The 12,118-nt window shown below is 64.8% G+C and carries 12 protein-coding genes; 2 read left to right on the top strand and 10 right to left on the bottom strand.

Going from position 1 to position 12,118, the window contains the following annotated elements:
• Positions 1–9 precede the first annotated feature (9 nt).
• The 6 genes from D8Z78_RS03935 to D8Z78_RS03910 all read right to left on the bottom strand — a co-directional run bounded on the left by D8Z78_RS03935 (position 10) and on the right by D8Z78_RS03910 (position 4,443).
• Positions 10–294, bottom strand: a complete 285-nt coding sequence (locus D8Z78_RS03935; RefSeq protein WP_121629023.1) for an MSMEG_0570 family nitrogen starvation response protein — start codon at positions 292–294, stop codon at positions 10–12.
• A complete protein-coding gene (locus tag D8Z78_RS03930; protein WP_121629024.1) occupies positions 287–1,261 on the bottom strand; it encodes a sll0787 family AIR synthase-like protein in 975 nt (324 codons plus the stop codon). Before D8Z78_RS03930 ends, D8Z78_RS03935 begins: the two co-directional genes overlap by 8 nt.
• On the bottom strand, positions 1,258–1,800 hold the full coding sequence (locus D8Z78_RS03925; RefSeq protein ID WP_121629025.1) for an MSMEG_0567/Sll0786 family nitrogen starvation N-acetyltransferase: 543 nt from the start codon (positions 1,798–1,800) through the stop codon (positions 1,258–1,260). Before D8Z78_RS03925 ends, D8Z78_RS03930 begins: the two co-directional genes overlap by 4 nt.
• Positions 1,797–2,915 carry an MSMEG_0568 family radical SAM protein gene (locus D8Z78_RS03920; RefSeq protein ID WP_121629026.1) on the bottom strand — a complete coding sequence of 373 codons (1,119 nt, stop codon included), beginning with the start codon at positions 2,913–2,915 and terminating at the stop codon, positions 1,797–1,799. The genes D8Z78_RS03925 and D8Z78_RS03920 overlap by 4 nt, the downstream gene beginning before the upstream one ends.
• On the bottom strand, positions 2,908–3,897 hold the full coding sequence (locus D8Z78_RS03915) for a Nit6803 family nitrilase (protein WP_121629027.1): 990 nt from the start codon (positions 3,895–3,897) through the stop codon (positions 2,908–2,910). The genes D8Z78_RS03920 and D8Z78_RS03915 overlap by 8 nt, the downstream gene beginning before the upstream one ends.
• 63 nt (positions 3,898–3,960) lie before the next feature.
• Positions 3,961–4,443, bottom strand: coding sequence for an MSMEG_0572/Sll0783 family nitrogen starvation response protein (locus D8Z78_RS03910; protein ID WP_121629028.1), 483 nt, complete (start codon positions 4,441–4,443; stop codon positions 3,961–3,963).
• Positions 4,444–4,718: 275 nt separating this feature from the next.
• Between D8Z78_RS03910 and D8Z78_RS03905 the strand changes: the two genes are divergently transcribed.
• Positions 4,719–6,089 (top strand): aminotransferase-like domain-containing protein, encoded by a 1,371-nt coding sequence (locus D8Z78_RS03905; protein WP_121629029.1) that lies wholly within the window; start codon positions 4,719–4,721, stop codon positions 6,087–6,089.
• Here D8Z78_RS03905 and D8Z78_RS03900 read toward each other — a convergent pair.
• Entirely contained in the window at positions 6,055–6,489 is a 435-nt protein-coding gene (locus D8Z78_RS03900) for a DUF983 domain-containing protein (protein ID WP_121629030.1), read from the bottom strand. The two genes, D8Z78_RS03905 and D8Z78_RS03900, sit on opposite strands and share 35 nt — an antisense overlap.
• 312 nt (positions 6,490–6,801) lie before the next feature.
• On the opposite strand from D8Z78_RS03900, the gene gcvA reads away from it, so the two are divergent.
• Positions 6,802–7,764 (top strand): transcriptional regulator GcvA, encoded by a 963-nt coding sequence (gene gcvA, locus D8Z78_RS03895; RefSeq protein WP_240671984.1) that lies wholly within the window; start codon positions 6,802–6,804, stop codon positions 7,762–7,764.
• Here the strand turns inward: gcvA and D8Z78_RS03890 are convergent.
• The 3 genes from D8Z78_RS03890 to D8Z78_RS03880 all read right to left on the bottom strand — a co-directional run bounded on the left by D8Z78_RS03890 (position 7,713) and on the right by D8Z78_RS03880 (position 12,113).
• Positions 7,713–8,639: a LysR substrate-binding domain-containing protein gene (locus D8Z78_RS03890; RefSeq protein WP_121629031.1), complete on the bottom strand. Its 927-nt coding sequence runs from the start codon at positions 8,637–8,639 to the stop codon at positions 7,713–7,715. The genes gcvA and D8Z78_RS03890 overlap by 52 nt on opposite strands.
• 135 nt (positions 8,640–8,774) lie before the next feature.
• On the bottom strand, positions 8,775–9,974 hold the full coding sequence (gene pcaF / locus D8Z78_RS03885) for a 3-oxoadipyl-CoA thiolase (RefSeq protein WP_121629032.1): 1,200 nt from the start codon (positions 9,972–9,974) through the stop codon (positions 8,775–8,777).
• 72 nt (positions 9,975–10,046) lie between these two features.
• Positions 10,047–12,113: an acetate--CoA ligase family protein gene (locus tag D8Z78_RS03880; RefSeq protein ID WP_121629033.1), complete on the bottom strand. Its 2,067-nt coding sequence runs from the start codon at positions 12,111–12,113 to the stop codon at positions 10,047–10,049.
• Between the last annotated feature and the right edge of the window lie 5 nt (positions 12,114–12,118).

Here is a 12,118-nt window from a genome sequence, read left to right as displayed (position 1 = left end):
CGGTCCTTTTCATGTGATCGACAGGCAGGTGACATGCGGGTCCTGCTGGCCCTCGAATTCGGCGACCCGCCGTTCGATCCGGTCGAGTTGATCCATCGCCGACGAACAGGCGAAGCCGTATTTGCGCTCGACCCGGTTCGAGGCGCGCTCCATCGCGATGCGGGCGCGGTGCAGGAAATCCGGCAGAGGATAGGTTTGTCCGGGGGTGAAGAGTTCGGTGATGACGCTGGAGGGCGAATAGCAGCGCTCTTCGCTGCCATCGGGCCAGCGCAGCGTCCAATGCATCTCAGGCATGAACGGGCTCCTTTCGGGAAAGCGACAGGTAGGGGGTTTGGGCATGGTCCCAGAACGGCGCGGCTTCGCCGTCTTGGTGCAGGATGACTTGTGTGCCGTCCGTGATCGTCCCAATCGGATCGGCCCAGATCCCGCGCGCCCGGAAGGCAAGGCAGACCTCGGCGGCATGGTCCGGCGCGACCGACAGCAGAAAGCCGAAACTGGGAAAGCTGTGCAGCCAGCGCAGAGGCGGCACGTCCTTGGGCGGCTGGATGCGATCCAGATCCAGCACCGCGCCCACGTTCGAGCTTTCGGCCAGCATCAGCGCGGTGCCTGCGATACCGCCTTGGCTGATGTCCTTGCCCGCGCGCAAAAGGCCGCGTTCGGCGAGGTCCGGCAGCAGTGCCAGATCGCCGCGCAGCCGGTCATGCGGGGCGTCGAGCGCGGCACAGAAATTGTCGAAGTTCACATACCGCCCCCGGTGGTCGATGGCCGCCAGCAGCACATCGCCGGGGCGCGCGTCGAAACTGGTGACCGGCGCCGTCGCCTTGCCCAGAACCGAAACGGCGAGGTTCAGGTCCGAGGCGGCGAAGTTCGTATGCCCGCCCACCAGCGGAACGCCATAGGCAATGGCGGCATCGCGCAGGCCCTTCATCAGCGGCGCGGCGGCCTCGGCATCGGGTGCCCAGACCTGATCGATCAGCGCCGTGGCACGCCCCCCCATGGCGGCGATGTCCGACAGGTTGACCATCACCCCGCACCACCCCGCGAACCACGGATCAGCCTGCACGAACGCAGGGATGAAGCCCTCGCCCGCCAGCAGGTCAAAGCCTTCTGCGGTCGCAATCATCGCGGCGTCGTCGCCCGGCGCGCCGGGGGCATCGCCCGTCAAGCCCAGCATCCCCGCCGCCTGCGCGATCCCCAGCTTGGAGCGGATCGCAGGGTGGGCGCGCAGCGCCTCCGCCATGTCTGTCAGCGTGTCGCTCATGCCCGGCGACCGGGCTTCATGAACCAACCCACCGTCGGGTCATCGCAGGGCGGATAATGCGCCAAGTCGGCGGACATGCGGGCATGCGGGACGCCGTGCAGGGTGACCTCTTCGAGCACGGTCCATTTCAACCGGCGGAACAGCGGCACATTCTGTTTCTGCACATGCGCCAGAAAGGTCTGGCACCCGCGCGCATTGGCGGTGCAGACCGCCAGCCGGATCAACTCGGTCCCCAGCCGCCCGACCTGCCGAAAGTCGCGATCCACCGCCAGCCGCGAGCCCCACCAAAGGCCGGGGCGGTCCTCGTGGATGCGCACGGTGCCGACCACCTGATCGGCCTCATGGGCATAGGTCGAAAGCGCCACCAGATGCGTGGCGACAAGGTCGATCTCGTCGCGGTCATGGGTCTGGAAAATCCCCTGCTCCTCGACGAAGACGCGGCGGCGCAAGGCCTCTGCCCCACGCGCCTCGAAGGGTTTGGAGGCGGCGCGGATATAGTAGCCCGGGCATTGGAACTGATGCGGTTCAAGCTCGATCATGCCGGCACCTTCAGCTTTTCATAGGTGGACAGGGCTGAACACGCGCCGCATTTCCCGCAGCCTGCCTTGATGTCTTCGGACCGGATGCCAGCCTTGACGATCATCTCGCCCAGCGGGCGCAGGATCGAGGCCATGAAGTCAGGCTTGGGCGCGGGATGGCTTTCGAGCGGCGTGCCCGAGATCGGCACGAAGGGCACGACAAAGGGATAAACCCCCATGTCACACAGCTTTTGCCCCATTTCGAGGATCGCCTCGCGCGTGTCGCCCAATCCGGCAAGGATGTAGGTGGAGACCTGCGCGCGGCCAAAGACCTTCACCGCCGCCTCGAAACTGGACATGTATTTCTCCAGCGGCACCGTCGCCTTGCCCGGCATGATGCGCGCGCGGACCTCGGGCGTGACCGCCTCCAGATGCATCCCCAGCGCATCGATCCCCGCATCCTTCATCCGCTGGTGCCAGATGTCGTCCTCGGGCGGCTCGCACTGGCCTTGCAGCGGCAGGTCCACCGCGGCCTTGATGGCGCGCGCGCTGTCGACCATGACCGCTGCGCCCCGGTCGCGGCCTTTGGGCGTGCCGGTGGTCAGCACCATGTGCTTGACCCCATCCAGCTCAACCGCGGCCTTGGCGACCTCGGCCAGTTGCTCGGGCGTCTTGTGGGCGATGGTGCGCCCGGCGGCGAGGCTTTGGCCGATCGCGCAGAACTGGCAGGTCTTCTTGCGGCTCTCGTAGCGGATGCAGGTCTGAAGCACCGTGGTCGCCAAAACGTCGCGCGAATGCAGCGTGGCGATCTGGCTGTAGGGGATGCCGTCCGCCGTGCTGAGATCATAGAATTTGGGCCGCGTGGGAAAGCGCACCTTGGCGATTTCGGCCCCGTCCCGGGTCACACGGGCCTGTCCGCTGGCATCCGGTGGCTCGACGAGGAAGGGCGACTGGAACGCGGGCGCGGTGTGGACCGGCACCATGACGGTGGTCTCGCCGATGGTGACGGCCTTGTGGTCGGAAGGCCCCGCCCCCCCGCGCCGCGCCTCATGGCCCGCGCTTGGATCGACCAGCCGCATGCCGTGGGATTGCAGATCGTTGATCAGGTCGGCGTCTGACAGATCGGATTCAAACATGGCTCGGTTCCTTTTCCTCGGGATCGGGTTCGGCACTTGGATATGCGGTTGGCTCGACGGCGACGCGCGTCTCGGCGGGCCGCGCGTCGTGTACCAGATGCAGCAGTTCGGGCCGCGCATAGTGGCCGACACTGTCCATCATGCGCTTGCGCTTGGTGATCAGTTTCATGTCCAGATCGGCGATCAGGATGCCTTCGCCTTCGGTCAACGGCTCTGCAAGGTGACGGCCTTCGGGCGAGATGATGCAGGTCATGCAGCCGTCGCGCATGGCCTTTTGCAGCTTGGGGTCCGGGTGCAGTGACTGAATCTGCTCTTCGGTCAGCCAACCGGTGGCGTTGACGACGAAGCAGCCCGCCTCCAGCGCGTGGTGCCGCATCGTGACCTCGATCTGTTCGCCAAAGATCGGCCCGACGAGGCTGCCCGGGAAATGCGCCGCGTGGATTTCCTCGTGCTGGGTCATCAGGGCATAGCGGGCCAGCGGGTTATAATGCTCCCAACAAGCCAGCGCGCCGACGCGGCCGACCTTGGTCTCGACGACCTTGAGACCCGCGCCGTCGCCCTGCCCCCAGACCATGCGCTCATGGTAGGTCGGCGTGATCTTGCGCCGTTTCAGCGCGAGGCTGCCATCGGCGTCAAAGATCAACTGCGTGTTGTAGAGCGAGCCGTGATCGCGTTCGTTCACGCCAAGGACCACGACAACGCCCCGCTTGCGCGCCGCCTCGGCCACCGCCTTGGTTTCCGGCGAGGGCACGACAACGGCCTGATCGTACAGTTCCAGATGGGCCGCACCTTGTTGCACGGGGGGCAGAACGAAGGAGAAATACGGATAGTAGGGCACGAAGGTTTCGGGAAAGACGATGAACTCCGCCCCCTTGTCGGCGGCATCGGCAATGGCGTTCAGCACGCGCTCGATGGTGCCCGCGCGGCCCGTCAGGTCCGGCGCGATCTGCACGGCGGCGGCACGAATGGTGTCGGTTCTCATGATCTGGCTCCCTTTGTGCGTGGTGTCGGGGGCCGCGCCGATGGGCGACACGGCCCCGCCGGATCACAGCGTCCAGGTGTCGAGGATGAAGGCATTGTCCTTGCGGTGCAGCAGGATGCAGTCGAGCACGTCCTGCGGCGCGATCGGCACGATCCCCGGCAGCAGCGCCGCCTCGCCATGGCCGTACAGCGCCTGCAGCCCGAAACGGCAGCAATAGACCTTGCCACCCTCGCCCATGAACTTCTTCAGATTGGCGGCAAAGTTCTGATGACCGGGGAAGGCTTCGTCGCCCAGCGTCGGAAAACCGCGCTGAATACCAAGGGTTACGCCGGGGCCATACAGCAGGATCGACGTCTCGAAGCCTTTGCGTTGCAGACGGATTGCCTGCAAAATGTTGACCAAACCGATGGACCCTTCGAAGGCAACTGTATGGAAGGTCACAAGCGCCTTCTCACCAGCGTCGGCCTTGACGTCCTCGAAGACCTTTTCCTCGTAATCGACGAAGTAATCACCGTCTTTATGGGCTTCTAGTGTAACTGCGGGCATCCTGAGTCTCCTGTTCGTTGGATGACCACAGGCTTGCTCCGGCAGGGTAAGTCGATCAATGTTTAAAACAATATCAATTCAATTATGCATACAATATTAAAGACGGTTGGTGGATTATTAAGCATCCACCCCAAAGATCGCCGCTGTCTGAGGCTGATTTGAAACGCCTCGGCGCGATGAGATGCACCTTTGCCGCGCCTGCGGCCTCTTATCCATACAATGCGCTTCAATTCCCGCGAATCATTGGGTATCAAGGCCGGGCAACGGAGACCGACATGATTGACTGGACGCCACAGGCCGACCCAAACGGCAAACCGCGCTACATCGCGATTGCCGACGCCATCGAGCAGGACATTCGCCAAGGCGTGCTGTCGCCGGGCACCCGCCTGCCGCCGCAGCGGCAGCTCGCCAAACGGTTGGGCATCGACTTCACCACCGTCTCACGCGGCTATACCGAAGCGCAGGCGCGCGGGCTTGTCACCAGCCATGTGGGGCGCGGCACCTTCATCTCGAAACCGGCAGAGGCCGCGTCGGGCCCTGATCCGCTGCGCCTGACCGAAGAAGACCTGTCGATGAACCTGCCGCCCGAGCCCACCGATCCGGGGCTGATCGCCAATATGCGCGGCGGGCTGGACTACGTCTCGGCCAACCTGTTGCAATTGCTGCGCTACCAGTCCTCGACCGGATCGGACAAGGACAAGGAAGCGGCCTCGACCTGGCTCAGCCTGCGTGGCATGGTGCCCACCTCTGCGCGGCTGGTCGTCTCGCCCGGCGCGCACAGCACGATCTGCGCCATCCTGACCATCCTGACGGAACCGGGCGACACCGTCCTGTGCGAACAGATCACCTATCCCGGCTTTCGCAACATCGCCTCCCGGCGCGGGCTGAACCTGATCGGCGTCGAGATGGACGCGGATGGCATCCTGCCGGACGCCTTGGATGCCGCGATCACCCGGCATGGCCCGAAGGCCCTGTACCTGAACCCGACCCTGCAGAACCCGACCACGCTGACGATCCCAACGGACCGGCGGCTGGACATTTCGGAGATCCTGAACAAGCACGGCCTGCCGCTGATCGAGGATGACGCCTATGGCTTCATCCCGGCCAAGGCCCCCGCCCCCATCGCCGTCTCGGCCCCGGACCTGACATGGCACATTGGCGGGCTGGCAAAATGCATCGGGGCGGGTTTGCGACTGGCCTACACGGTCGCGCCAACGGGGCGGTTGGCCTATTCGCTGGGCCAGACGCTGAAGGTGCAGGCGGTCATGGCCTCGCCCATCACCGCAGCACTGGCGACGCAATGGATCGAGGACGGCACCGCCGACCAGATCCGGCGCTTCATCCGGTCAGAAACCTCTGCCCGGCAAGCCATCGCGCGCGACGTTCTGGAAGGGTTCGATTTCCGTGGGGCCGAAAACGCCTTCAATGTCTGGCTGTCGCTGCCGGAGGGCATTGGTCGCGCAGACCTCGTCGCCCGCATGGCCGGGCGCCCGGTCGGCATCATGCCATCGGATGCCTTCACCGTCGGACGCCCGCCGGAAGAGCATGTCCGGCTGTGTCTGGGTGGCTCACTGTCGCGCGAAGCCCTGCGAGCCAACCTCTATTTCCTCGTCAACAGCCTTCAGCACAGCGCGTTTCTTGGCTGACGGCCGGGCGCCCTGCGTGCCCGAAGCCATGCATCCCCTTGGCCCATTGGAACGCCACGAACATCGCCTTGACCGGCGGCAGCATGATCAATGACAGGATGATCGCAGCCCCGGACAGCAGGCAGGCCACCATCAGGGGGTTGTCGCGCATCTGCTCGAAAGCGACCGGCAGCGCGAAGCCGCCAAGGTGGCAGACGATCAAGATCACCACATAGGCCGGGCCATCATCGGCGCGCTGCGGCGTGAAATCGAGCCCGCAAACCCCGCATTCAGAGCGCACCTTCAGGTAGCCATCAAACACGGCCCCCTCGCCGCAGTTCGGGCATTTGCAGCGCAAGCCACGCTTCAGCGCAGCCCGCACATCGCAGGACTCTTCACTTTCGGCTTCGACGTTGGACATCACGATGCCTCCCTCTTCTCGACGCGGGCGCGCGCCGCATATTCGCCATTGATTGAGAAATTATGCATACAATAGTGAAATTGAAAGGAGCATGTGTCATTTCGCCTCTGGACCCGTCGCGCTTGTGGCAAGGACGCGCGTGCAGATCCGCCCTTTACCAAAGCCTCAATGGCGCCAAGCATCATTGACCCGCACCGCTTTCCCCGCCATACTTGGACGATGAAAAAGCGCGTTGCGTTCATATGCCAATTGGATGGCTATTGATGCAAACAATCGACATTCAGCTTGGCGCGCGATGCACGGGAGTCTGACATGGCCTCAATTCCCAACCGCACCCTGCCCCCGCTCAACCCCCTCAAGGCGTTCGAAGCGGCGGCGCGGCACAACAGCCTGACCCTCGCTGCCGAAGAACTCAACGTCAGCCAAGTCGCCGTCAGTCGACAGGTGCGCGTGCTCGAGGATTACATGGGCGTGACGCTGTTCCGCCGCCTCAATCGCGGGATCGAACTCACCCGCGAGGGCATCTTGCTGTTCAAGGGCGTAGGGCAAGCGTTTCAGGACATCGAGGATGCGACAAAAACCGTGTCGCGCCGGGGGCAGCGCAATATTCTGGCCATTCAGTCCTATGTCACCTTTTCGCGCGGCTGGCTGATGCCAAGGCTGGGCGATTTCCACAAGGCGCATCCCCGCATCGAGGTGCGCCTGTCATCCTCGCCCGAAGCCGCCGATTTCGATACTGACAATCTCGATGCTGCGATCCGTGGCGGTGATGGCAACTGGCCGGGCCTGCACGCCGAGAAACTGGCCGACATGGAGTTGATCCCGGTCTGTTCACCCGGCTTCCTTGCCGAGACCCCCTTGGACAGGATCGAGGACCTCGCCAAGGTCAAGCTGTTGCATTCGATGGCGCGGCCCAAGGACTGGTCGTCGTGGCTGGACTCGGTCGGCGCACGGTTTGCCCCGCAGAACCGCCTGTTGTTCGAGAACAGCGCGCTCGCCTACGAAGGCGCGATGATGGATCTCGGTGTCGCGATTGCCAACCGCCATTTCGTTCAGACGCAGCTGCGCGCCGGAACGCTGGTGGCCCCGTTCGATCATGGATGCCGGACAGGCGAAAGCTACTATCTGACTTGGCCAAACGACGAAGCACCGTCCTCGCCGCTGTTGAAATTTCTGGACTGGATTCGCGTGCATTTTGCCCCGGACGACACCGGGGAAACAGATCAGCCGCCCGCATCCGTCCCGTCTGAACCGCGGTCGGGATTGTCCACCTGAATGCGGTCGCGCATCCAGTCGAGGAATTTGATCAGCGTCCGTGACGGGGCGGTGTTCTTGGGCCATGTCAGGAAATATCCCTCGCCGCTGTAGCAGGTCTGGTCACCGAACGGCGCGACCAGAGTTCCGTTCTGCAACTGGCGCTTGACGAAGATCTTGACGGCCACGGCGACCCCGCCTTCCATCGCCGCCGCCTCGTAGGCGAGGGCCGAGCTTTCGAAGCGAATACCCGGCTCGGGGTCGACATCGGCCCCAACCCGCTTGATCCACGCCGCCCAGTCGGTTGGCCGGGCCATGGAATGCAGCAGCCGGACACGGGACAGATCATTCGGGTCGAACAAGCCATGCTGTTCCTGATAATCCGGGGTGCAGATCGGGATCAGCTCGATGTCCACCAGCTTCTCGCAATGCAGGTCCGGCCAATCGCCTTTTCCGGCCCGGATCGCCGCGTCGAGGTTCTGGCTTTCGAAATCGACCGGCGCGGTCGACGAGCTGAGACGCACCTCGATCCGGGGGTGCTTGTCGTGGAAATCCGTCAGGCGGGGGATCAGCCAACGCTGCGAAAAGGTCGTATAGGATTGGATGGCCAGAATGTCGCGCCGCCCGCGACGTGACACCCGCCGCGACGCCGTGGCGATATCCTGAAAGGCATGCGCGATGCCTTCGTACAGTTGGCGCCCCTCGTCGGTCAGTTCCACCCCCCGATGCAGACGCCGGAACAGCGTCACGCCCAGATAATCTTCCAGCGTCTTGACCTGACGGCTCACGGCCACTTGGCTGACATTCAATTCCTCCGCGGCCAAGGTAAGACTGCACAGCCGCGCCGCGACCTCGAATGTGCGCAGGGGATTGAGAGGGGGGATGGGGCTTGTCATGGTTGGTTTCGCCGATACTGGGGCCTCGCGCTGTGGTCTGACCGGATGCACGGACGCAGCCAAAACATGGCCCGATCCAGTGTTTCGACAGCCAGTCGCCTGATCAAGTGTCTACACCGGGCCGGGCCCAAAAAGCTATACGCGTTCCAGCGCGATGGCGATGCCTTGGCCGACCCCGATGCACATGGTCGACAGGGACCGTTCCCCCGGTTTCAGGTCCAGTATCGCGGTCCCGGTGATCCGCGCGCCGGACATGCCCAGCGGGTGGCCCAGCGCAATCGCCCCGCCATTGCGGTTCACGCGCGGGTCATCGTCGTCGATGCCAAGGGCGCGCAAGGTCGCCAAGCCTTGCGAGGCAAAGGCCTCGTTCAGTTCGATCACGGCGAAATCTTCGTGCCGAAGGCCAAGCCGCGCCATCAGTTTCCTAGACGCGGGCGCAGGCCCGAACCCCATGATACGCGGCGCAACCCCGGCGGTGGTACCGCCAAGAACGCGGGCAATCGGCGTCAGGCCGTGACGCTTGGCGGCCTTTTTCGTGGCAAGGAGCAGCGCCGCCGCGCCGTCATTGACGCCGGATGCATTGCCCGCCGTGACGCTGCCATCGGCTTTGACAAAGGTCTTGAGCCGCGCAAGGTCCGCCAGCGTGGTTGCGGGCCGAGGGTGTTCGTCCCGGTCGACCACGACCGGGTCGCCCTTGCGCTGCGGGAGGCTGACGGGGGTGATCTCTTGCGCCAGACGCCCGCTTTGCATGGCCGCGCCCGCCTTTTGCTGGGAGCGCAGGGCAAACGCGTCCTGATCTTCGCGCGTGATACCAAAATCCTCGGCGACGTTTTCAGCCGTCTCCGGCATGCTGTCGACGCCGTATTGCGCCTGCATCAGCCGGTTGACAAAGCGCCAGCCGATGGTGGTGTCGTGAACCTCGTTGGCACGGGCAAAGGCGGCGGTCGCCTTGGGCATGACAAACGGCGCGCGGGACATGGATTCGACCCCGCCCGCAATCACCAGATCGGCCTCGCCTGCCTTGATCGCCCGCGCGGCGGTGATGACCGCGTCCATGCCCGACCCGCAAAGCCGGTTCATCGTCGTGCCCGGCACGCAATCCGGAAAGCCCGCCAGCAACAGCGACATGCGCGCGACGTTGCGGTTGTCCTCCCCGGCTTGGTTGGCGCAGCCAAGGATGACCTCGTCCACCGCCGCCGGATCGAGCCCCGGATTGCGCTCTGCCAAAGCGCGCAGCGGGATCGCGCCCAGATCGTCCGCACGGACAGAGGACAAGGCTCCGCCATAGCGACCAATCGGGGTGCGGATGTAGTCGCAAATGTAGACGTCGGTCATGGGATGACTCCTTGCGGTAGTCACGGCCCCGCAGCGGTCAGACCCGCCGCCGGGGGCCATGCGTGGTCTGGATCAGTCGAGGACGATCAGGCTGTCGCCCGCCCGGGTGCCCTGCCCCTCAGGCAGGACGAAGACCGGGTTGATCTCGGCTTCGCTCAGGCGGTCCTCAAGCGTTTCGGCCATGGAGGAGAAGGCGATCATGGTGTCCACCAAGGCCTCGATATCGGCCTTGGGGCTGCCCCGGAACCCCTTCAGCAATGCCCCTGCCTTGATCTCGTCGATCATGTCGCGCGCGCTGGACCGGTCCAGCGGCAAGAGCCGGATGGCCGCGTCCTTGTACAGCTCTGTCGTGACCCCACCCGCCCCAAGCAGCGCATAGGCCCCAAGCTGCGGATCGCGGTTGAACCCAAGGATCATTTCGACCCCGCCCTTGACCATTTCCTGCACGAGGAACCCGTCCACCTTGGCCGTTGTCGCCGCGCGCACCCGGGCCAGCATCGCCTCGCATTCCGCCCCGACATCGGCCGGGTCGATGTTCAGCGCGACGCCGCCCATCTCGGATTTGTGCAGGATCTCGTTTGACAAGATCTTGATGACCACGGGGCCGTCGAAGTCTTGGGCCTTTTCAGCGGCCTCTTCGGGCGTCTCGGCCGTGACCTCGCGGGTGACGGGCACGCCGAAGCGAGCGAACAGCTGTTTCGCCTCGGCCTCGTTCAACGACCCCGCGGCGATGTCGCTGCAATCCACGTCTTTGGCGTTCGACCCGCTGCCCTGTGACGCCACCGTGGGGCTGGCCAGTGCTTGCAGCGCCGAGGCGCAGCTTTCGGGGGCGGCAAAGGCCGGGATGCCCCGCGTGTTGAGCGTGCGCACGATGCCCGGCGCATCCGGGCTGACATAGGCGAGGATCGGCTTGTCGGTCAGGGCCAGCGAGTCGAGCACCGGCTGTGCCACGAGATCGGGCTGCGCAATCGAGGACGAGCCAACCACCACGACGATCGCGTCGAAGCTGGGGCTTTCCACGAGGATTTTCAGGATCGAACGGAACAGGCCCGGGCGCAGCCCCGCCAACGTCACGTCGATGGGGTTGCGGTCAAGCTCGGCCTCCTTGAGATCGAGCGCCTGCAACCTGTCCCCCGTCTCCTTATCCGGCGCGGGCATGTCCAGCCCGCTGAGGCCCACATTGTCGGCCACCACGGTCGCGGCCCCGCCGGTCGAGGTGACGATGGCCACCCGGTTGCCTTTCATCAGGCGGCCTTGCGCCAGTGCCGCCGGGATATCCAGCAGATCGGCAAAGGTCTGGGCGCGGAGGATGCCAAGCTGTTTGAACAGCGCGTCATAGACCTCATCCGCCCCGGCCAGCGCGCCGGTATGCGACACGGCAGAGCGCGCGCCGGATTCAGAGCGCCCGACCTTGTAGGCGACGATGGATTTGCCCGCCGCGATCACCTTGGCCGCCGCCGCGCGGAAGCGGGCCACGTTGCGGATGGTTTCGAGATAAAGCGCGACGACCTGCGTCGCGTCATCCTCGGCCAGCGCCTCCAGGAAGTCCGAGACGTCCAGATCGGCCTCGTTGCCCGTGGCCACCAGTTTCGAAAACCCGATGCCCCGCGCCACAGCCCGCGACAGAAGCGAACCGAGGATGCCGCCCGATTGCGACAGCAGGGCGATCCGGCCCGCCGGGATGTCGTCGACCTCCATCGCGCCCGAGGCGGTCAGCGGGATGCCGTCGGTCAGGTTCACGAGGCCGATGGTGTTCGGGCCGAGGATGCGCATGTCGCCCGCCGCCTCGCGCAGCTGTTCCTGCCGCTTGCGGCCCTCTTCGCCCACCTCGCCAAAGCCAGAGGCCAGCACAACCGCCGCCTTGGTGCCGCGCGCGGCCAGATCGCGCACTGCGTCGATCACCCGGTGCGCACCGACCAGCACAAGCCCCAGATCGGGCGCTTCGGGAAGATCGGCGATGCTGGCATAGCTCTTCAGCCCGGCAATCTCGTCGTAACGCGGATTGATCGGATAGATCGCCCCGGCAAAACCCTGCTTCTGCAGGAACGCAATGGGACGCCCGGTCAGTTTGGCCGGATCGTTGGAGGCCCCGACAACCGCAACGCTGGTCGGGTTCAGGATGGCTTTGATATTGGTCATTCCGG

The organism is Tropicibacter alexandrii (assembly GCF_003667315.2).
Lineage (GTDB): Bacteria > Pseudomonadota > Alphaproteobacteria > Rhodobacterales > Rhodobacteraceae > Tropicibacter > Tropicibacter alexandrii.
This window is presented reverse-complemented; position numbering and strand designations above follow the sequence as displayed.

What these genes read in the sequence shown, in the direction of transcription:
- D8Z78_RS03935 (WP_121629023.1), bottom strand. Translation starts at nt 294, where the DNA reads ATGCCTGAGATGCATTGGACGCTGCGCTGGCCCGATGGCAGCGAAGAG.
- D8Z78_RS03930 (WP_121629024.1), bottom strand. Translation starts at nt 1,261, where the DNA reads ATGAGCGACACGCTGACAGACATGGCGGAGGCGCTGCGCGCCCACCCT.
- D8Z78_RS03925 (WP_121629025.1), bottom strand. Translation starts at nt 1,800, where the DNA reads ATGATCGAGCTTGAACCGCATCAGTTCCAATGCCCGGGCTACTATATC.
- D8Z78_RS03920 (WP_121629026.1), bottom strand. Translation starts at nt 2,915, where the DNA reads ATGTTTGAATCCGATCTGTCAGACGCCGACCTGATCAACGATCTGCAA.
- D8Z78_RS03915 (WP_121629027.1), bottom strand. Translation starts at nt 3,897, where the DNA reads ATGAGAACCGACACCATTCGTGCCGCCGCCGTGCAGATCGCGCCGGAC.
- D8Z78_RS03910 (WP_121629028.1), bottom strand. Translation starts at nt 4,443, where the DNA reads ATGCCCGCAGTTACACTAGAAGCCCATAAAGACGGTGATTACTTCGTC.
- D8Z78_RS03905 (WP_121629029.1), top strand. Translation starts at nt 4,719, where the DNA reads ATGATTGACTGGACGCCACAGGCCGACCCAAACGGCAAACCGCGCTAC.
- D8Z78_RS03900 (WP_121629030.1), bottom strand. Translation starts at nt 6,489, where the DNA reads ATGTCCAACGTCGAAGCCGAAAGTGAAGAGTCCTGCGATGTGCGGGCT.
- gcvA (WP_240671984.1), top strand. Translation starts at nt 6,802, where the DNA reads ATGGCCTCAATTCCCAACCGCACCCTGCCCCCGCTCAACCCCCTCAAG.
- D8Z78_RS03890 (WP_121629031.1), bottom strand. Translation starts at nt 8,639, where the DNA reads ATGACAAGCCCCATCCCCCCTCTCAATCCCCTGCGCACATTCGAGGTC.
- pcaF (WP_121629032.1), bottom strand. Translation starts at nt 9,974, where the DNA reads ATGACCGACGTCTACATTTGCGACTACATCCGCACCCCGATTGGTCGC.
- D8Z78_RS03880 (WP_121629033.1), bottom strand. Translation starts at nt 12,113, where the DNA reads ATGACCAATATCAAAGCCATCCTGAACCCGACCAGCGTTGCGGTTGTC.